16 protein-coding genes are annotated in these 19,317 nt (G+C 30.3%); 10 read left to right on the top strand and 6 right to left on the bottom strand.

Annotated elements, in window-relative coordinates:
• Nucleotides 1–57 precede the first annotated feature (57 nt).
• From FHR24_RS05770 to FHR24_RS05745, 6 genes are all read left to right on the top strand, one after another.
• Complete coding sequence (locus tag FHR24_RS05770; protein ID WP_167185206.1) at nucleotides 58–888, top strand: COG1470 family protein; 831 nt, start codon at nucleotides 58–60, stop codon at nucleotides 886–888.
• Between the two features lie 33 nt (nucleotides 889–921).
• Nucleotides 922–1,731 carry a hypothetical protein gene (locus tag FHR24_RS05765; RefSeq protein ID WP_167185204.1) on the top strand — a complete coding sequence of 270 codons (810 nt, stop codon included), beginning with the start codon at nucleotides 922–924 and terminating at the stop codon, nucleotides 1,729–1,731.
• Between the two features lie 93 nt (nucleotides 1,732–1,824).
• A complete protein-coding gene (locus tag FHR24_RS05760; protein ID WP_167185200.1) occupies nucleotides 1,825–2,436 on the top strand; it encodes a hypothetical protein in 612 nt (203 codons plus the stop codon).
• A gap of 1 nt (nucleotide 2,437) precedes the next feature.
• Nucleotides 2,438–5,443, top strand: coding sequence for a hypothetical protein (locus FHR24_RS05755; RefSeq protein ID WP_167185197.1), 3,006 nt, complete (start codon nucleotides 2,438–2,440; stop codon nucleotides 5,441–5,443).
• 63 nt (nucleotides 5,444–5,506) lie between these two features.
• On the top strand, nucleotides 5,507–6,715 hold the full coding sequence (locus FHR24_RS05750; RefSeq protein ID WP_167185194.1) for an RsmB/NOP family class I SAM-dependent RNA methyltransferase: 1,209 nt from the start codon (nucleotides 5,507–5,509) through the stop codon (nucleotides 6,713–6,715).
• Between the two features lie 326 nt (nucleotides 6,716–7,041).
• Complete coding sequence (locus FHR24_RS05745; protein WP_167185191.1) at nucleotides 7,042–8,586, top strand: T9SS type A sorting domain-containing protein; 1,545 nt, start codon at nucleotides 7,042–7,044, stop codon at nucleotides 8,584–8,586.
• Nucleotides 8,587–8,645: 59 nt separating this feature from the next.
• On the opposite strand, the gene FHR24_RS05740 is transcribed toward FHR24_RS05745, so the two are convergent.
• From FHR24_RS05740 to ppk2 (FHR24_RS05730), 3 genes are read right to left on the bottom strand one after another with little or no spacing between them, the layout of a single operon-like run.
• Nucleotides 8,646–9,722, bottom strand: a complete 1,077-nt coding sequence (locus tag FHR24_RS05740; RefSeq protein ID WP_167185188.1) for a hypothetical protein — start codon at nucleotides 9,720–9,722, stop codon at nucleotides 8,646–8,648.
• A 2-nt stretch (nucleotides 9,723–9,724) separates the two neighbouring features.
• Nucleotides 9,725–10,507 carry a polyphosphate kinase 2 gene (ppk2, locus tag FHR24_RS05735; protein WP_167185185.1) on the bottom strand — a complete coding sequence of 261 codons (783 nt, stop codon included), beginning with the start codon at nucleotides 10,505–10,507 and terminating at the stop codon, nucleotides 9,725–9,727.
• A 5-nt stretch (nucleotides 10,508–10,512) separates the two neighbouring features.
• Nucleotides 10,513–11,370: a polyphosphate kinase 2 gene (ppk2, locus tag FHR24_RS05730; RefSeq protein WP_167185182.1), complete on the bottom strand. Its 858-nt coding sequence runs from the start codon at nucleotides 11,368–11,370 to the stop codon at nucleotides 10,513–10,515.
• 115 nt (nucleotides 11,371–11,485) lie between these two features.
• Between ppk2 (FHR24_RS05730) and FHR24_RS05725 the strand changes: the two genes are divergently transcribed.
• Nucleotides 11,486–12,436: a lipid A-modifier LpxR family protein gene (locus tag FHR24_RS05725; RefSeq protein WP_167185179.1), complete on the top strand. Its 951-nt coding sequence runs from the start codon at nucleotides 11,486–11,488 to the stop codon at nucleotides 12,434–12,436.
• On the opposite strand, the gene FHR24_RS05720 is transcribed toward FHR24_RS05725, so the two are convergent.
• Nucleotides 12,433–13,653, bottom strand: coding sequence for a glycosyltransferase (locus tag FHR24_RS05720; protein WP_167185176.1), 1,221 nt, complete (start codon nucleotides 13,651–13,653; stop codon nucleotides 12,433–12,435). The genes FHR24_RS05725 and FHR24_RS05720 overlap by 4 nt on opposite strands.
• A gap of 65 nt (nucleotides 13,654–13,718) precedes the next feature.
• Here FHR24_RS05720 and FHR24_RS05715 point away from each other — a divergent pair, with 65 nt between their 5' ends.
• On the top strand, nucleotides 13,719–14,819 hold the full coding sequence (locus FHR24_RS05715) for a DNA alkylation repair protein (protein ID WP_167185172.1): 1,101 nt from the start codon (nucleotides 13,719–13,721) through the stop codon (nucleotides 14,817–14,819).
• 3 nt (nucleotides 14,820–14,822) lie between these two features.
• Here FHR24_RS05715 and FHR24_RS05710 read toward each other — a convergent pair whose 3' ends face one another.
• Complete coding sequence (locus FHR24_RS05710; protein ID WP_167185168.1) at nucleotides 14,823–15,137, bottom strand: 2Fe-2S iron-sulfur cluster-binding protein; 315 nt, start codon at nucleotides 15,135–15,137, stop codon at nucleotides 14,823–14,825.
• A gap of 59 nt (nucleotides 15,138–15,196) precedes the next feature.
• Between FHR24_RS05710 and FHR24_RS05705 the strand changes: the two genes are divergently transcribed.
• Nucleotides 15,197–15,697 carry a hypothetical protein gene (locus FHR24_RS05705; RefSeq protein WP_167185165.1) on the top strand — a complete coding sequence of 167 codons (501 nt, stop codon included), beginning with the start codon at nucleotides 15,197–15,199 and terminating at the stop codon, nucleotides 15,695–15,697.
• A gap of 58 nt (nucleotides 15,698–15,755) precedes the next feature.
• On the top strand, nucleotides 15,756–16,505 hold the full coding sequence (locus FHR24_RS05700; protein ID WP_167185161.1) for a hypothetical protein: 750 nt from the start codon (nucleotides 15,756–15,758) through the stop codon (nucleotides 16,503–16,505).
• Nucleotides 16,506–16,885: 380 nt separating this feature from the next.
• On the opposite strand, the gene FHR24_RS05695 is transcribed toward FHR24_RS05700, so the two are convergent.
• Nucleotides 16,886–19,186, bottom strand: coding sequence for a type IA DNA topoisomerase (locus FHR24_RS05695; RefSeq protein WP_167185158.1), 2,301 nt, complete (start codon nucleotides 19,184–19,186; stop codon nucleotides 16,886–16,888).
• Between the last annotated feature and the right edge of the window lie 131 nt (nucleotides 19,187–19,317).

Raw genomic sequence — 19,317 nt, 5'->3', positions numbered from 1 at the left:
AAAAATTAGCTAGTTTTGATGCCAACTAAACTAACTCTATATCTATTTTTAACAAAAATGAGAATATTTAAAATACTACCTCTAATCATTTTATGTTTTTTTACTACAAATAACTACTCTCAGGTTTCTTTAGATAAAAAAGGTACTGGTGTATCTATCTCTCCTGCACACTTGCATTTAAAACAAGCTCCGGGCTCTACAAAAAGTTATAAAATTACAATTAATAACGACACTCCAAAACCTAATAGTTTTAAAATTGGAATGAAAGATTTTAACATGAATGGCTTAGGAAAGAGTCAATTTTTACTAGCAGGACAAGGAAAATACTCTTTATCTAAATGGTCTGCCTTATCCCCAACTTTTGTAGATTTAAAACCTTTTGAAAAAAAGGAAATAACATTAACGATTACTGTCCCTTTTAATGATCCTAATGCCAACAAAGCTGCTTGGAATATTATTATGATTGAGCAACAAGAGGCTAGAAAACAGTTAAGTATTGCTAAAAAACAAAACTCATCTATCGGATTAGGAGTTGTACCTACCTTTGCTTTTGGTGTATTTGTATATCAAAACCCTCCAACGGTAAACAACAACAATGTAGAGTTGATTAATTTTGTTAACGAAAACAACAAAATTACTATTCTAGCAGAGAATAAAGGCGATGGAATTGCCTATTGTTCTGCCTATATAGATTTAACAAATATTACTACTGGTGAACAAGAGCGCTTGCCTGTAAAAAAGTTTACCATTGTTCCTGAGTTGATCAGAAACTTTACTTACAAGATTCCCGAAAAATTTAAAAAAGGAAAATATTTAGCTATTGGTGTATTAGACTATGAGGATGCCCCCGAAATACAAGCAGCTAAACTAGAATTTGAAATTAATTAACCCTATATAACCCTAATTATTAATTATTATTTTATGAAAAATTTTTCAAAAATCACAAAAAGTGTATTAGCTACGGCTATGCTAGCAGGATTAACAACTCAAGCGCAGTTAATCGACGAAAAGGATGTAACCGTTACTATGGATTTACAACCAGTTTTACAATTGGAAATGACAACCCCTAACCAAATTGAATTTATTTTTGATGATGTTGTAGAATACCAAGCAGGTATTGTTCAGTACGCAGCAACTACATTAAAAATTAGCTCTACTGTAAACTGGGACTTGTATGCTATTGCAAGATCACAAGGTAACATTGGTGCTAACTTTTGGGATCAAGAAGTAAGCTACGGAAACACAAACCCTAACGCAGTTAATGAATTACCTCTAAGTTTGTTAGAATTAAAACAATCTAGAGCAAATTCTGCTGATGGTGCAGCAACAGGAACTTACGGAGATTACAGTGGTGCTTTTACTAGCTACAGTGATGGTAGTGGAACAAGTGGACAAAACAGTATTTATGTAGATGCTACAGGAACTGGGACTCCTCCAGGATTAGACAACAAGTATATTGCAGGACATTCTGGAACTACAGGTGTTGTTGGTGATGACTTTATGCCAGGTGGTAGTTACTTAACACAGACAGGTGCTGCATCTGACTTTTACTACAATATTGATTATAGAATTTTACCAGGTTTGCCTGCTACTTTTCCAATGGCATACATTGCTGACGGAACTACTTCTGAAGAATTAACAAAAGTAGGTGCAACAGTAAATACTTCAGCTTTTGCAGAACCAGGTGTTTACACTATGTATGTTCAATACGTTTTGTTAGAAGATCAATAAAAAAATATTCGTTATACATATTTACCCCTTTAAAAGGATAGGTGTTTACCATCTATCCTTTTATATATTGTTGTTATAAGTATAAAACTTAAGATGCTAAAACTAATTACTTTTTGTGCACTCTTTGCAAACACACTCTTTTGTACTGCTCAAATTCATTGTGGTAGAGTAGAGTTGATAGACAAAGATCCCATAAACCAATCTTTTTCATTTGACACTTTTACAAAGTACCAAGCAGGACAAACATTTAACAATGTCGCTCAGCTTAAGGTTGTTGTAGAAGATAAATCTGTGGTAGACCCTTTATGTCAATGGTTTTTAAATATAAAAGTTGACAATAATTCTGCTTCGGGTACACCTGTAGATGAATGGGAAGAATTGACACAATATGGTAGCGGAAGTGCTTCTAATCCTTTGCTAAACATTTTAGAAATTAGAGTGCGTAACGCTTGTGAAACATCCGATATCAATGGTGTTTATACTTCTTTTACCAATACTACAGATGTGATTGAAATTATATCTGAGTTGATTTCTAAGACAACAGAAACAGCTGATTGTGACAGTAATGCTAATTTTCCGGGTAGCTATGCAACTAATTATAATGAATTTAACTTTATTATTGATTTTAGAATAAAACCTAATTTTTCTTATAACCCTGGTGTTTATCAATTAAACTTTAAGTTTCACCTAGAGGAAAAAATCTAATTTGAAAGTTCCCTACACTCCTTATTATAAAAGCAGTAGATTTTCTATTTTTCTGCTTTTCTTCACCTTGCTTTCTTGCTGTATAACTTACAGTCAAGAGCAAGAAAACAACACCTATAAATCTTTTAAATTTCTTGATGAAGCATCAGATATTGGTACCCGATTAAAAAAAGAAATTATCAATGTTAAAGACGGTGAAATTATTACCAATGTATTACAGATATATAACAGAACCTCTTTATCTCCAATAAAATTTAGACTAGAACTTCTAACCCCAAAAGGTTGGACACCTATTGTAAACCCCAAAGACATTCATAGAGTTTTAATAAAAGACACTATTTCTATTCCTATTGTTTACATTCCAAGCAAAAAATTACAATCAATTAACGAAATTAACATCAATGTTTTTGTGATTGACTTAGATGGAAGACAATTGGCTGATAATTATTTTACTGTAGTAAGTCATCATAAAAAAGGATGGACAGTAAATGTTGAAAAAAACACAGAGTATCTTAAGAATGGAGATACTATTGCAGAATTAGATTACAACATTCAAAACACCGGGAATTACGATCAGGATATTTACATCCAACACTTAATTCCTAAAAAAAACATTACTGTTACAGATACTCTTAACAAACCTGTAGCGAACAAGACTGTTACCTTAAAACCTAAAGAGGAATTTCACCAAAAACTAGATTTAGAATTTATAAAAAAAGAACAACGCAATAAAAGACGTATTTCTACCAATAGCTACGACCCTTATAAAAAAGATGAAAAAGTAGTTCATGATATTATTATCCAATCTACAGAACCAAAGTACACTACAGGTAAAAGCACTTCTAGAAACTCTAAAGTATCCTATGTAAAATTACCCAATGAAGTAATAGCAGATAAATATGGCTATACTACCCTGCCCTTAACTATAGATTTTAGTGTTCAAAACTTAATGGGAGATTATTCTTTTGCTTCTTTAAACATCAGAGGTTACAAAGAGCTAAGTCAAAATTCTCAATTAATATACTCTTCTCAATTCAATTACTCTAGCTCTGTATTAAACAACAATGTTTTTAAAAATGTTCCTTGGTATGTTGGTTATTTTGACAACAAAAAATCTTTAGAACTAGGTTTAATTAGTGGTAATTTAATTGGATTACAATCTTCGGGTTATGGGATTAAAGCGGGGTATCAAATTAACGATAGTCACAGAGTAAATGCTTTTTATATTAGACCTGATAGCTTTTTTAATCAACTAAACAAAAACGAAACCTACGGTGCTGAATACAATTTTAATTACAGAGGCTTACTTGGTGCTAAAGTTGGAGCTGGTAGAAATGTAAATTTAGGATTGGACAGAGCTACAAACACAGCCAATATACAACCTACTATTTCTTTATTTAATAGACACCGAATTAGCTTATATGCTGCCTATACACAATTAACGGATAGCTCTGGAGAAATTAAACTAAACGAAGGTTATGCTACTGGTTTAGGATATTCTTCTAGTTTTTTTAATAAAATATGGAGACCTGTAATTAGCGTAAGAACCAACACAAAAGGATATGGAAACGGAAACTATATTCGTGAATTAATCAACCATCGATCTACTTTTTCAATCAATAAAAGGGTAGATTTATTGGCTACAAACTCGTTTCAAACTTATGAAAACTATAGCACCGTGTCTGATGACCTTATTAATTATCAAAAAATAAACACCAACACTTTACTAGTTTCTACTCACAAACAAAGAAACACACTACAGTACGGAGGATATTATCATTTTTACGACACACAAAACACACCTAGAATAGAAAGAGGTTTAATTATAAGACAATCTAGTTCTAATTTTTTAAACAACTTTTTATCTTCTTTATATCTAAGAGCAGGCTACAATAAAGCTTCCGAAATGGGGGCTAAAGATTTTTTTAATTTAGAACTTTCTTCTTACATAAAATACAGAACATTTACATTTAGTAATAGATATTTTTATGGTTCCAATTCTTTAGAAACTTCTTTATACGGTACAGATATTGCTGAAAAAACACCTCAAAATTTTAGAAGTTCCCTTAGCCATCAATATCAATTTAAAAACAAACATTTAATTTTAGAAAACAATCTTGTTTTTAATTATTTAAACACCGCTAAAAAAGTAGGTTTAGGATTGTATAGTTACTTATATTATTTTGGTAAATATGGAATTAGATATGGTATTCAATCTAATTTAAGCTACTCATCTAGCTCAATATTACTAAACTCTTTTAACACAAATACAGGAACTGTAGACCTAAATCAAACCACAAAAAACATAAACGACTTAAATTTAAATTTAAACTTTAGCATTCGTAAAGATTTTGCAATTCCTATTCCTTTTCTTAAAGACAAAAAAACCGACTTAAACTTTGTGGCTTTTATGGATTTAAACGGTAATGGCAAAAAAGATTTTAACGAAATACCAATTAACAACGTAGTCATTAAAGTAGGAAATGACGAAGTGATCACCAACCTAGAAGGTAAAGCAAGTGTAAAACAAAAATTTAAAGGGTTTTACAAAGTAGATATTATTCCACTAGAAAAAATTAACGGATGGTTCCCTAACATTAATACTAGTACTCCTATGGAGTTTAAAGAAAAACTAGTATATGTTCCATTTTCTAGAGGTGTTAAAATTGTAGGTGATGTTATTTTAGACCGTCAAGAAATAGCCAACGTTAACAAAAACAGAACAGATTTATCTAACATAAAAATTGTAGCCACAGGTAAAACTGCTGAAGGAAGGGACAGAACCAGTCAAGCGTTGACAGATGTAAACGGACATTTTGAACTGTTTGTAGCCAACGGAAACTATATTTTAACAATGGATGAAAGTATTTTAGACTCTAATTTAAAACTGTCTAGAAACAATATTCCAATCACTCTAAAAAACACGCAAAAAAGCGTTTATACAGCTTTTTATATACGTGAAATTAGACGTGAAGTAAAAATTAAAGACTTTACTGTAAGAAATTAATTTTCTTTAATCTACTTAAGGCAAAAAAACACGTAACTTTGCCACCAAATAGTTCACAAAAGTATGAGACTACATAGAAATTTAGTATTTACCGTTATAGATTCTTTAGATAGCGTTTTTAACGAAAAAGAATACGCTGATAAAGTTGTACAAAAAGCTTTAAAAAAAGATCCTCGTTGGGGAGCCAGAGATAGAAAATTTGTTGCAGAAACTTTTTACGAAATTGTAAGATGGAAACGTTTATACAACGAGATTGCAGGAACAAAGGATCATTACTCTAGAGAAAACCTTTGGAAAATATTTGCTGTTTGGGCAGTACTAAGAGGGATAGACTTACCAGATTGGAAATATTTTGGAGAAACCCCTATAAGAAGAATTAAAGGTAAATTTGATGAGTTGCAAAGCAACAGAGCTATTGCACAATCTATTCCAGATTGGATGGATGAGTTATGCTTAAAAGAATTGGGAGAAAAGAAATGGACTGCCGAATTAAAGGCACAAAACATTCCTGCAGCTGCTATTTTAAGAACCAATACATTAAGAGGTACCAAAAAACAACTACAAGATTTATTAGCCAAAGACGATATTATTACCAAACCTATTAAAGGCTACTCTTGTGCTTTAGAATTAGACGAACGTAAAAATGTATTTGTAACTCCAGCTTTTAAAAGTGGTTTGTTTGAAATGCAAGATGCTTCGTCACAATTAGTAGCCGAATTTTTAGAGGTTGAACCAGGAATGCGTGTAGTAGATACATGTGCAGGTGCAGGTGGAAAAACATTACATATTGCTGCTTTAATGGAAAACAAAGGTTCTATTATTGCTACAGATATTTATGGAGGTAAATTGGTAGAATTAAAAAAACGTGCAAAACGTGCAGGTGCTTTTAACATTACTACCAAAAAAATAGAATCTACCAAAACCATAAAAAAACTATACAACACAGCAGACAGAGTTTTAATTGATGCTCCTTGTTCTGGACTGGGAGTTTTAAAACGTAATCCAGATAGTAAATGGAAATTACAACCCGAATTTATAGATAACATTAAAGATATTCAGAGAGATATTTTAAGTCGTTATACTAAAATTGCAAAAGTGGGTGGTAAAGTTGTATATGCTACCTGTTCTATTTTACCATCAGAAAATCAAGAGCAAGTTGCTAGATTTTTAGGATTAAATCCTAACTTTAAATTAGTTAAAGACAAAAAAATATTAGCTTCAGAATCTGGTTACGATGGTTTTTACATGGCCTTGCTAGAAAGAATCGAGTAAATAATTTTCCTCTTACACAAAAACCTCCAAATAGTACTTAACTTTTTGGAGGTTTTTTGTTTTCTATTAAATGTCTCCCTTTATCATTATATATTGATAATACATCAATACAATACTTAAAAAAACAACAAACCTTATTATTTTAGCTAAAAAACAAAATATTACACAATAAAATATTGTAAAAAATAATTTATATGTAATTCTTGTAATAAAATATAACCTAGAATATATATTTAGCTAAAACTATTTAAAAATTAACCACAAACACCAATCTAATACTAACCAATAGCCCATAATACAAAGGACTATTAAAAAACTTACCTCTAATGAAAAAAATTATATATCTAAGTACTTTATTATTTATGTCTCTTCTTTCAGCCGTTGGACAAAACAGACTAAGTGCTGACGAATCTCTTTTCTATGTAAATAAAATTGGACCTAAAAGAACTACAATCAATTTAACAGGTTTAAATAACGGAAATGACTCTCAAAAGCTAAATAATGAAATTAATAGAATTTCAAATTTAGGTGGAGGAATCATCACAATTAATAAAGTACCCGGAAAACCCTATATTTATTTAAGAAGTGTAGAATTAAAAAATAAAGTTCATCTTAAAATAGCCTCTAACGTAACTCTAAAACCATGGTTAGGAGGAAATAGACCTAAAAATGTTGCTATATTTAATTTGGGAGTAAAAAACAAAGTTTGGAACACTGCTATAACCAATAGTAAACAATGGAGTACAAATACAAATGATTATTTTAAAGTAATACTTAGCGGAGGCCCTACAGAACGTGTTAGAATAGTAGAAGCTCTATCTGTAACAAATTTTTTAATTTCAGGAATTAAAGTAACTGATTCATATACTATATTTTCTAATATTGAATGTAACTTAAACAAGACACAAAGTAGAGAATGGTCTGATTTACCTACCAACGGAGTAATTAAAAACGTTATTTCGTATAAAAATCATGTAGGATATGGTATTATTCAAATAAGAGCTGGTAAAAAAATATTATTTAAAAATTTAGATGGAGAAGGAGGTGTCACTTTAAGAGTTGAATCTGGTATCATCCCATCTATACAAAGTTCAGAAGCTACAATTGACAACATTGTAGGAAGAGATATAACAGTTAGAAAAGGAGATGCTTCTGTAATGTTATCTCCTCATCGTATAAACCAAGGGCGTGTAGATATTAGCAATATAAGTGCATATAATTCTACCGTAGCAGCTCAAATAGAAGGAGGTTTTATAGACAAAAAAGGAGGTGTTGATAACTTGGGTACTTTTAAAGGAACATCTTACATTGGTGATTTTAATGAGGTAAGAGGAGGAAATAATGCACAAGTAAAATCTAAAGACTTTAAATTATATCCTTGTGGAGTACAAAATTCTTTTAACAATACTCCTTGGAATATTGATGATGAAAGTAAACAAGGAAAATCTTTAACTGTTGTTCGTTACGGAGCACACCCTACAAACGGATGTAAAACATTTACTGGAAAACCATCTGGATGCTACAATGTAAATCTTCAATTACCTTTAAACAATAAAGTAAGTGGTACTACACTAGGAAATTCAAAGAAAATTGTATACCCTTTTAAAGATCAATTAACCTGTAACCCTAGTAATATGGCACTAAAAAGCAATAAAGACTTATTAGATTTTGAAAACACAAACAACAATTATTCATTTGAGCAAGGAACAAAAGTTGAGTTCTACAATCAAAACGGTATTTTAAAAAAGAGTATTCATTATTCAGAAAAAACAAATAATCTAGATACCTCAGGTTTATTTAATGGCTTCTATATTTTGGCTATTCACTCTAAAGATAAAATAACTCGAAAAAAAATAATTATACAACATTAATAGAGATTGCTAAACCTAAAAAAAGCATCTTAAAACGTATACGTTTTAAGATGCTTTTTTTAGGTTCTTTCTACTCTAAATCCATTTACATCTTGGTAGTGTTTAACCACAAAATTAAATGCGGTTTCTAAAATTTCTCCCATGCAATTACATTCTTTAAATCGAGAATCTTTTGTATAATCAAATAAATCTTTTTTAAGTTGATCTATTTTTTCATCTGATGAAATTTTATCTTGAAGCATACAATTTAACAATTCTCTAATTCTTTTTTTACCTAACAAAATACGTTTGGCAATGGTAGAACGTTCTTCTTGTTTGTATTGCTCTATAGATTCTGGTCTTAAGTTATTGTGTACCATTTCTACATATTGACTGTTTTCTTTTAAAAACTGAGGCATGTAAACTCTTAATCGTCCTTCGTAACACTGCTGATCAAAATCTATAGCTCTAATTCGGTATCTTACTTGGTCAAAATCATGCGTTGGTACAATTACATAGTTGTAAGATCTCATATCTCCTAACAAACGTACAATACAACGTTCGTTAAACTTTACATATTCTTTTGCTATTTGTTTTTGAGTTCTTACAGAATAAGACTCTAATCCTCCTTCTATAAAAATATCTCCTGGAATTCCAGAAATATGATCTTCTATTAAAGTGTCTTTATAAACTAAAAAGTTAATTCTGTTAGGTGATAATAAATGCTCTAACTCTAAACCATAAATTCTAGAAGCATCTGCTTTTTTAATGTACATATATGTGTAATTGTCATTTAACACATTTCTTACTTTTATTCTAAAAGGTTTAGAATTACCAAACGTACAATAATCTACAGCATCTATATTTAAAAATGGAACAGAAGTATCGGATCCATCACCGTGTAATATAGAATATACTTTTTTTAAGTCTTTATCAACATGTATTCTTTCATGCTCAGGATAATACACTCTAATCCATAAGGTATCATCACCGTTTTCATCATATACTTCTATTCCTCCAGAAAAACGAAGTAAATCATCATAAAAAACAGGAATTAAAGCATTTCTGTTGTAGTTTGACAAATATTCGTTAAAAAAAGGCTGAACAGGATAGGTTGGTTTTTTTTTAGATATTTTTTGATATTCAGAGTCTCCCATATTTATACTTTTCTTTTTGTATCGTATGGAATTCTAGACAACAAATACTTAATAGCGTTTACTCTTGCAAATGTTTTCTTATTGGCTTTTATTATTTTCCAAGGAGCATAATCTGTATTGGTGTTGGCAAACATTACATTTTTATACTTTGTATAATCATCCCACAACTCTTGTGCTTTTTGATCTACAGGAGTTATTTTCCATTGTTTTAACGGATTTGTTTTAATCTCTTCAAAACGTTTAGCTTGTTCATCTTTTGTTATAGACATGTAAATTTTAACCAACTTAATTCCCGAAGAAGTAATCATACGTTCAAAATCGTTTACGTTGTTCATAAACCTTACATATTCTTCTTGTGTACAAAATCCGTTTACAGGTTCTACTACTGCACGGTTGTACCAACTACGGTCAAAAAAAACAATTTCTCCAGCTTTTGGAAATTTATTTATATATCGTTGAAAATACCACTGTGTTCTTTCTTCATCTGTAGGTTTTGGTAAGGCTACTATTCTAAAATGACGTGGATTGATTCTTTCTGTTATTCTACGGATAGCTCCTCCTTTTCCTGCAGCATCTCTTCCTTCAAAAACTACAATTACACGTTGATTTTTCTCAATCACTTCTTCTTGTAGCTTGATCAACTCTTTCTGTAGTCTTTTTAAGTTTTTAACATAGTTTACACTTCTAATAGCTTTTTGTACATTAACTGTTTCGTCAGACAATAAAGCTTGTAAACCTTTTTTACTATTAAGGTTTTTTATATCTCTTTCTGTTAAATTTTCCATTTGCTTTAGTCTATTTGATAAGATGATCTAAAATAATGCATAACTACGTTTGGATCTGGAAATAAATTAGCTTTTGCTTCTTCTTTTCCATCATAATCAAACTTAGACAATACATAACGTATGCTCTCTAACCTAGCCTCTTGCTTATCGTTTGTTTTTACAATTACCCAAGGACTATAAGTTGTATGGGTTTTGCTAAACATGTGTTCTTTATAAGTAGTGTAGCTATTCCATAATTCTTGACCTTTTTTATCTACAGGACTAAATTTCCATCTTTTTAGAGGGTTTTCTTGCCTAGAATTAAAACGAGTTATTTGTTCGTGTTTAGATATGGATAGCCAAAATTTAATAATAATCAAATCATCTTCGTAAAGCATGTGTTCAAATTCTGGTACTTGAGCCATAAATATTTTGTATTGCTCATCAGAACAAAAGCCCATTACAGGTTCTACCACTGCACGGTTGTACCAGCTTCTATCAAAAAAAACAATTTCTCCAGGATTTGGTAATTCTTTTATGTATCGCATAAAATACCATTGTCCTTTTTCTATATCTGTGGGTTTGTTTAAAGCTACCAATCTGGTAGAACGAGGATTTAAATGTTCCATAAATCTACGAATAGCACCTCCTTTTCCTGCAGCATCTCTTCCTTCAAAAATAACAGCAACACGTTTGTTATTTTTTTTAATCCATTGCTGAAGCTTTACCAATTCTACTTGTAATAGCTTTAACTCTTCTTCATATTTAATTTTATTTAGAATATCAGAAACATCAATGTTCTTTTGTTCTAATTTTTCTATCAAATCTGGTTTTGAGGTAACTGAAGCTAAGTCTTCAATCGTTAATTTTTCCTTTTCACTCATTTTATAAAAATTATATCATTTTAGCGATCAAGTAAATATACATATTCCACTTCTTTTGGCATAGTTTTACTAGGTTAATAATTGTATTTTTGGATTCTTTAAGTATCTATTATCTATGAAATTACCTAGAGTTTTATTTTTCTTAACCCTTAGTTTACATGTTTATCATCTAAATGCTCAAATTAAAAAAAACAAGGAGTTTGGTTTTAGTTCCGACAACGATTTATATGTTTCTTTTTTTTTAGATGAATACTACACCAACGGATTAGAGTTGTTTTACAAAAAAGCAACCCCTACAAAATATGGTCATTTTACAAAAAAAATAAAAGAAATCCGTTTGGGACAAAAAATGTACAACCCTTACAATTCTGACATTCCTAATGTATACAACCAAGACAGACCCTATGCTGGTTATGTATATGCTCGTTATTCTGAGCGATTTATAAATGATAAAAACATATTAACTATTGGTATAAACACAGGATATACTGGAAAAAAAACAGGAGCTAAAGAGGCTCAAAACTTTATTCATCAATTTTACGACATACCAGAATCTGAGGGTTGGAAAACACAAGTAAAACAAATACTTAGCATTGGTATACACTTAGATTATGTTTATAATTTTTATTATAAACCCGAAAAAAAAACACAAATATCCCTTATTAACAAAACAACATTAAATTCCATTTTTGCTAATTTCTCATCAGGATTGGCTTTTAAATTTCATTCTAAACATTACAAACACACCTCTATTGCCAATACTAGTTTTTTTGGAACGGCATTGCAAACCAATTCAGAAAACTGGGTAAAAGAATGTTATTGGGGTGTTAAATCTTATGTTACCTACCAAGCAAAAGACAACACTATAACAGGGGAGTTGTGGAACAATCCTACTCAAAAAGAGTTTCATATAGAACCTTTTGTGTGGCTTACAGATATTGGTTATTATTGGAATTTAGAACGATGGAATATTAGCTATCATCAGGTTTTTCATACAAAAAAAACACAAGAAATTAGCTCTAAATGGATTCGTTATGGAACGATTAACGTTTCTTATAAATTTTAACCCTTGTTTTTTTCTTCTATCCATTTAGACATATACATAGAACTTTTTAATGTGTGATGTTGCAACATGGAACCTATAAAGTTTTGAATTCTTTGAGCTTGATAATCAGACTTTAATCTGTTTAAATTTTCTATAAAAACATTTCTATATACATGTTTACAAAACCTTTTTTCTAAAACCTTAGTTCCTTTTAGAACCGCAATTTTCCACTTCTCTTTTTGTTGATACAACTGAACTGCTTTTGCTACAAAATCTTGAATAGAATTACTTACAGATTCCTTAAAATCTAATTCACCAAACATTCCTTCTGCACCAATTTTACTGGTTACAAACGGAGTTTTATTCTGCATAGCATCTATTAACTTTCCTTTTAAACCTGCTCCAAACCGAATAGGTGCCAAGCTTACTTTAGCCTGTTGCATTACTAAATTTACATCTTCTGCCCTACCGTGTACTAAAAAACCATCTTTTTTATTGTGCAGCTGAAATACTTTTTCTGAAGGATATCCTCCATAAATATGCAAATTGGCTTTAGGTAATTGTTTTTTTATAAGTGGCCAAATAGTTTGTTTTAATTGCAAAACAGCATCCCAATTTGGGGTATGTATAAAATTTCCTATAAACAAAAAATCTTGTCTTTCTTTAAATTCTGGTTTTAAACTAGTATCTACATCAACCAAAAAAGGAAAATACCACAATAAATAAGTTGGTATTTTATATATCTCTTGCAAATAATTCATTTCAAATTCCGAAATAGTAAACGTAACATCACACCTATAAATACTTGCAAGCTCTCTTTTAGCATCTTCAGTATTTATTAAGTCAACAGGTAATTCTTTTTCTTTTTTAACAGCTTGTTGTCTTGCTTTTCTTAAAAAATGTAAATCTTCAGAGTCTAAAATTTTAATAGCTTGTGGACATTTTTTTTCTATTCTCCATCCAAATTGTTCTTCCATCATAAACCGATCAAACATTACTATTGATGGATTTAAAGCAACTACAAACTCATCAAAAGAAGAATTGTTTAATGTTATTTTTTTAACAGCTATATTTAGTAAAGACAAATCATAAGCCAACTCTGGCTGCAAAGCTGGACTTGCAAATGTTATTTGATAGCCAGACAATTGAAATTGTTCTATAATTTGAAGCATTCTGCTACCTGCTGCCGTAGCACTAGGCTCTGGCCAAACATAACCGATAATTAATAGTGATTGCATTTTACAAAAATATAGAATTGATTTGATAGGTTTTTGATTTTCCATTCTTTAAATTTATAAAGTCTATGGAACCACTAAAAAACGCATACAATCATTCTTTTTTCGACTCATTTTTAAATGCTTTTAAAGAAATACATCCCAACACAAAAGATGAACAATTTTTAAAACTTATTTTTTCTACCGAATGGGAACAATATGAATTAAAAAGCAGAATGCATCATATTACAAAAACGTTACATTTTTTTTTAGCTCCCGATTTTAAAACTGCTGTTAAAGAAATTAAACAGTTAATTGCTGTTTTACAAAAACACAACATACCTGGTGGTTTTGAATATTTGTTTTTACCTGATTATATTGAAATGTATGGACAAGATTATTTGGTAGAAAGCATTGCTAGTTTTGAAACCATTACTCCCTATGTTAGTTGCGAATTTGCCATACGTCCGTTTATTATAGCACACACAAATTATGTAATTGCTAAAATGACTGAGTGGAGTTTTCATCCCAACAAACACTTAAGAAGATTGGCTAGCGAAGGTTGTAGGCCTCGCTTACCATGGGCAATGGCTCTTCCTTATTTAAAAAAAGATCCTACTAAAATAATTTCAATTTTAGAAAATTTAGTAAACGATTCTGAGTTGTATGTACGAAAAAGTGTGGCCAACAATTTAAATGATATATCGAAAGACAACAAACAAGTTTTAATTGATTTTACAGAAAAACACTTTGGAGAAACCGAACATACCGATTGGATTTTAAAACATGCCAACAGAAATTTGCTAAAACAAGCAGAACCTACAATAATGGCTGTTTTTGGTTTTGGAAATACCGCTCAAATTGATGTTCAAAATTTTAAATTAAGTCATACTTTAATTAAACTAGGTGATGATTTACATTTCTCTTTTGATATTATAAACAATGCAAAAACACAGACTTTAATTCGTTTAGAGTATGCTGTTTATTACTTAAAAAACAACGGAACACTTTCTAAAAAAATATTTCAAATAAGTCAGAAAGAATTTGCTCCTTATAGCATCACTAAAATTAGAAAAAAGCAACATTTTAAACTTATAAGTACCCGAAAATATTATTACGGAAAACACCAAATTTCTATAATAGCCAATGGTAAAGAATTTGATTTCTCTAATTTTAAATTGACTTATTGATTTCTAAACAAAATCATTAGCATCATATTGTAAAACAACACCTTCTAACTCTTTAGTTAAAGAAATTTGACAAGTTAATCTTTTGGTAGCTTCTAAAAAGTTAGAGACTAAACATAATTTTTCTTCTTTGGTTTTATCATCAACTAAATTTCCAGAAACTACTTTCACCGCACAAGTTCCGCACCAAGCACGTCCCATACAATCTCCAAAATCTTCCAATCCTTCTGCCGCAATTAATTCCATTACATTTCTATAACTATATACTTTAAAAGGTAGTTTGTGTTTGGTTCCAACGCTATCTATGTAAAAAAAATTCATTATTTAAAATTAGCCTTTCATTATTTAAAACCCAACCCTTTTTCTTGTATTTTTAAAACATGAATTTAGACTTTATACTTGACGAAAGAATTGACAAAGATTTTTTAATTCAAACTTTTCAAGAACAAGCAGAAGTACATGCAGCAGCCATACAAATAGCTTTAACTAACAAACAGCCACACGCTTGGAGAGCTACCTGGATTTTAACCCATTGTACTAAAAAAGATGATGACAGAATACATCCTTACATTGATGATTTTATTCAAAATATTCCCAATAAAAAAGACGGACATCAACGTGAAATCTTAAAGATTTTAGCAAAAATGAAATTAGATGATGAACAAGAAGGAAAATTGTTTGATACATGCATGAATCTATGGGAAGATATTACAAAATCATCTTCTGTAAGACATTTTGCTTTTAAACAAATTTATAAAACTTATCAAAAATATCCAGAGCTAAGTGGAGAACTAGCGTTTATTTGTCAAGAACAATATTTAGAAACTTTATCTCCTGGAATAAAAAAAATAATAGATAGAATTATTAAGACTGGAAAATAAATATAGTATTCGTTCGTTTTTAGTATATTCATTTTTTTAACAAGCCATTTTAACGTTTATGAAAAACATACCTTTTTTTATTTTAGTATTATTTACTGCATTATCAATACAATCCCAAAAAAAATTAAATCAATACGGATATATATTGATTCCTAAGCAATTCTCTTTTCAAGACGAGCCTAATGAACATAACATTAACAAAGTACTAAAAGCTAGTTTAGAAAAATATAATTTCACCTCTTTTATTAAAGATGATGATACGATAGAAAATATTAACCCTTGTGATATTTTACATTTAGAAATAGAAAAATCGGGGTTTATGATGACAAAAATGATTTTAATTTTTAACGATTGCTACGGTAAAAAAATATTTACTAGTATAGAAGGTAAAAGTAGAATTAAAGAATTTAAAGCTAGTTATTTTGAGGCTATTGGAGAAGCTTTAAAAGACCCTAATATATCTGAACATAAATTTACTCCTGCAAAAGCAACTGTTAATATTATCTCTAAAAACCAACCTGCACAAAAAATAGCAAATGCAAAAAACAATAGTGTAGTTGATTTTATTTTAGAATTTAAAAACAAAAAATATGAGTTTTTACCAACAACTAAAAACGAATATAAAGTACGTTTTAACAATACTATTATTGGGAGTTTAAAAGCTAAAGAAAATGATGAAACCTATATTTTAAACACCAAAAACATTAAAGGAACAGGAACTTTTGACGATTTCGGTAACTTCATACTAACACGTGTTAACCCAGTAAACAAAGCGGTTATAAAAGATATTATGGCTAGAACAAACTAAATTACAATTAGTTAAGTTTATCAAATTTATAAAAAACGAGCTTTTACAAGCTCGTTTTTTTTTCTCTATAATTTGAGTATATTTCATATACCCTAATAACTTAATTTAACAACATGCGAAAAAAACGTAATTGGTTAAAACGCCCCACAAAAAAAAATATTGTTAACGCTACTACAATTTGGTTTCTACTTGTTTTCACTTTTTATTTTACCGTTAACGAAATACTAAATGAGAGTTTTTTACAATCTAAGTTTTCTATAATCTATTTTATAATGATTACTTCTGGAGCTCTTAATTACAAACTATTTATGAATTATTATCACAAAACAAGATTTTCTCGTTTGTATTACAGACGATAAATTTTATTGTGTATTTTTTGTTTAAGAATTTAGCAATTGCCAAACTAAAGCTTTGGTAATTGCTTTACCTGCTGCTTTGTTTTTAATGGTTGTAAAATCCATTTTAAAATCACAGCCAGATTTATAGTTAGAACAACCATAAGCAGAACTTCCTTTTAGAACAGTTCCTTTTTTACATTTGGGACATGTTAATACATCTGGAACAGTTATTTCTTTAGCTTGTTTTTGTTTTAAACTTAATTTATATAAATCATTAAAAACAACCATTCCATCTACCTTTCCATTGGCAGATATAAAACCTTTTAAGTTTACCGTACTTCCTTTAGACAGTAATCTTATAAACTGATTCTCTGATATTTTTTTACCCATAAATTCAAATGGCAAAACAAAATCACAACTATCATTGTACTTGCTACATCCATAAGCTTTGGATCCTTTTAACAGGTGCCCTTGTTTGCATTTAGGACATTCTATACCTACAACCCCTTTGGCTTCCTTTTTAGGAGCTACAACACTTGTTTTGGTTACAGCATCAATCACAATAGGTCTGTGGTTAGACAAACGAACCTCTACCACCAAATCATCAACCATTTTTTTCATGTTATTGATAAAAGTAGCAGCATTGTATGTTCCTTTTTCTATGTCTTTTAATTGTTTTTCCCACTCCCCTGTTAACCTTGCAGATTTTAATAATTTATTCTGAATGGTTGTAATTAATTGAATCCCTGTAGAGGTTGGTAAAATTTGTTTTTTATTACGTTCTATATAAGTACGCTTAAACAATGTTTCTATAATGCTTGCTCGGGTAGAAGGTCTTCCTATTCCGTTCTCTTTCATTAAATCTCTAAGCTCATCATCTTTTACCTGTTTACCTGCCGTTTCCATAGCACGCAACAAGGTGGCTTCTGTATATTGTTTTGGTGGTTTGGTTTCTTTTTCTAAAAAAGAAGGTTCATGTTCTCCTGACTCTCCTTTTACAAAGGTTGGCATTATTGTTTCATCATCCGTTTTTTTAACAGCTGCCTGATTTTGTTCTGGAGTTTTAAAAACAATTCTCCATCCTTCAGATAAAATTTCTTTTCCTGTGGTTTTAAATCCTATTTTTTCTACTTCTGCCAATACCGTGGTGTTAGACACATCACTATCTGGATAAAAAGCAGCTATAAATCTACGTGTAATAATATCGTACACTTTTTGGGCATTTGCATGTAACGGTTCTTCTACCCCTGTTGGAATAATAGCATGGTGGTCTGTTACTTTTTTATCATTAAAAACCTTGGTCGATTTTTTAATTTTAGCTTCTGCCAATACAGGAGCTGTTAACCTTGCATATTTGGTTAATTTTGATAAAATCCCTCTTACTTTAGGATACACATCATTTGGTAAAAAGGTAGTATCTACACGTGGATAGGTAACTACTTTTTTTTCGTATAAACCTTGTGTTAACTTTAAGGTTTCATCGGCAGTAAATCCAAATTTATTATTACAATAAACTTGCAATCCTGTTAAGTCAAATAACTTAGGTGCATATTCTTTTCCTTTCTTTTTTTCTACAGATACAATTTTTAAAGGTTTTCCTTTAATTAATTCCATAGTTTGTTCTCCATCTTCTTTTTTTAAGTAACGTCCTTGTTCGTTATTAAAAACAGTCTCTCTATAAGTTGTCTGAATTTCCCAATACGGGGCAGGTTTAAAGTTTTGAATTTCTAAAAAGCGTTTTACCACCATAGCTAAAGTGGGAGTTTGCACTCTACCAATAGACAACACTTGCCTGTCTCTACCGTATTTTAAAGTATACAAACGTGTAGCATTCATTCCTAACAACCAATCTCCTATAGCTCTAGAACTACCTGCGTAATACAAATTATCATATTTTTCTGAGGGGACTAATTTTTCAAAACCTTCTTTAATTGCTTCTGTGGTTAAGGATGAAATCCACAAACGCTCAACCTTTCCTTTGTATCCTGCCTGGTTAATAACCCAACGTTGAATTAGCTCTCCTTCTGTTCCTGCATCGCCACAGTTAATCACAAGATCAGCCTTGTCAAATAAAAACTTGATGGTCCTAAATTGTTTTTGTACTCCTTTATCTTCCATTACCTTAACCTCAAAACGTTCTGGTAACATGGGTAAGGTATCTAAATTCCAACTTTTCCAATGAGGTTTGTATTCATGCGGAGCATACAATCCGCACAAATGTCCAAATGTCCATGTAACTTGATATCCATTTCCTTCAAAATAGCCATCACAACGAACATTAGCTCCTAAAACAGTAGCTATTTCTTTGGCAACACTTGGTTTTTCGGCAATACAAACTTTCATTAATACAATTTATTCTATTAATTCACTTCTTAATTAAAAACAGTAATAAAGTAACTTTAGATAACTATCAAAGAAAACAAAAATAATAGAAACTTTAGCTGGTTTAAAAAGAAAGATATTCACAGTTTACC

The organism is Wenyingzhuangia heitensis (assembly GCF_011762155.1).
GTDB classification, from domain to species: Bacteria; Bacteroidota; Bacteroidia; order Flavobacteriales; family Flavobacteriaceae; genus Wenyingzhuangia; species Wenyingzhuangia heitensis.
Note: the sequence above shows the minus strand (reverse complement) of the source record. Positions and strands in the feature narration are given on the sequence as shown.

Excerpts from the sequence above, each read along its gene's own strand:
- FHR24_RS05770 (WP_167185206.1), top strand. The coding sequence starts at position 58 with ATGAGAATATTTAAAATACTACCTCTAATCATTTTATGTTTTTTTACT.
- FHR24_RS05765 (WP_167185204.1), top strand. The coding sequence starts at position 922 with ATGAAAAATTTTTCAAAAATCACAAAAAGTGTATTAGCTACGGCTATG.
- FHR24_RS05760 (WP_167185200.1), top strand. The coding sequence starts at position 1,825 with ATGCTAAAACTAATTACTTTTTGTGCACTCTTTGCAAACACACTCTTT.
- FHR24_RS05750 (WP_167185194.1), top strand. The coding sequence starts at position 5,507 with ATGAGACTACATAGAAATTTAGTATTTACCGTTATAGATTCTTTAGAT.
- FHR24_RS05745 (WP_167185191.1), top strand. The coding sequence starts at position 7,042 with ATGAAAAAAATTATATATCTAAGTACTTTATTATTTATGTCTCTTCTT.
- FHR24_RS05740 (WP_167185188.1), bottom strand. The coding sequence starts at position 9,722 with ATGGGAGACTCTGAATATCAAAAAATATCTAAAAAAAAACCAACCTAT.
- ppk2 (WP_167185185.1), bottom strand. The coding sequence starts at position 10,507 with ATGGAAAATTTAACAGAAAGAGATATAAAAAACCTTAATAGTAAAAAA.
- ppk2 (WP_167185182.1), bottom strand. The coding sequence starts at position 11,370 with ATGAGTGAAAAGGAAAAATTAACGATTGAAGACTTAGCTTCAGTTACC.
- FHR24_RS05725 (WP_167185179.1), top strand. The coding sequence starts at position 11,486 with ATGAAATTACCTAGAGTTTTATTTTTCTTAACCCTTAGTTTACATGTT.
- FHR24_RS05720 (WP_167185176.1), bottom strand. The coding sequence starts at position 13,653 with ATGCAATCACTATTAATTATCGGTTATGTTTGGCCAGAGCCTAGTGCT.
- FHR24_RS05715 (WP_167185172.1), top strand. The coding sequence starts at position 13,719 with ATGGAACCACTAAAAAACGCATACAATCATTCTTTTTTCGACTCATTT.
- FHR24_RS05710 (WP_167185168.1), bottom strand. The coding sequence starts at position 15,137 with ATGAATTTTTTTTACATAGATAGCGTTGGAACCAAACACAAACTACCT.
- FHR24_RS05705 (WP_167185165.1), top strand. The coding sequence starts at position 15,197 with ATGAATTTAGACTTTATACTTGACGAAAGAATTGACAAAGATTTTTTA.
- FHR24_RS05700 (WP_167185161.1), top strand. The coding sequence starts at position 15,756 with ATGAAAAACATACCTTTTTTTATTTTAGTATTATTTACTGCATTATCA.
- FHR24_RS05695 (WP_167185158.1), bottom strand. The coding sequence starts at position 19,186 with ATGAAAGTTTGTATTGCCGAAAAACCAAGTGTTGCCAAAGAAATAGCT.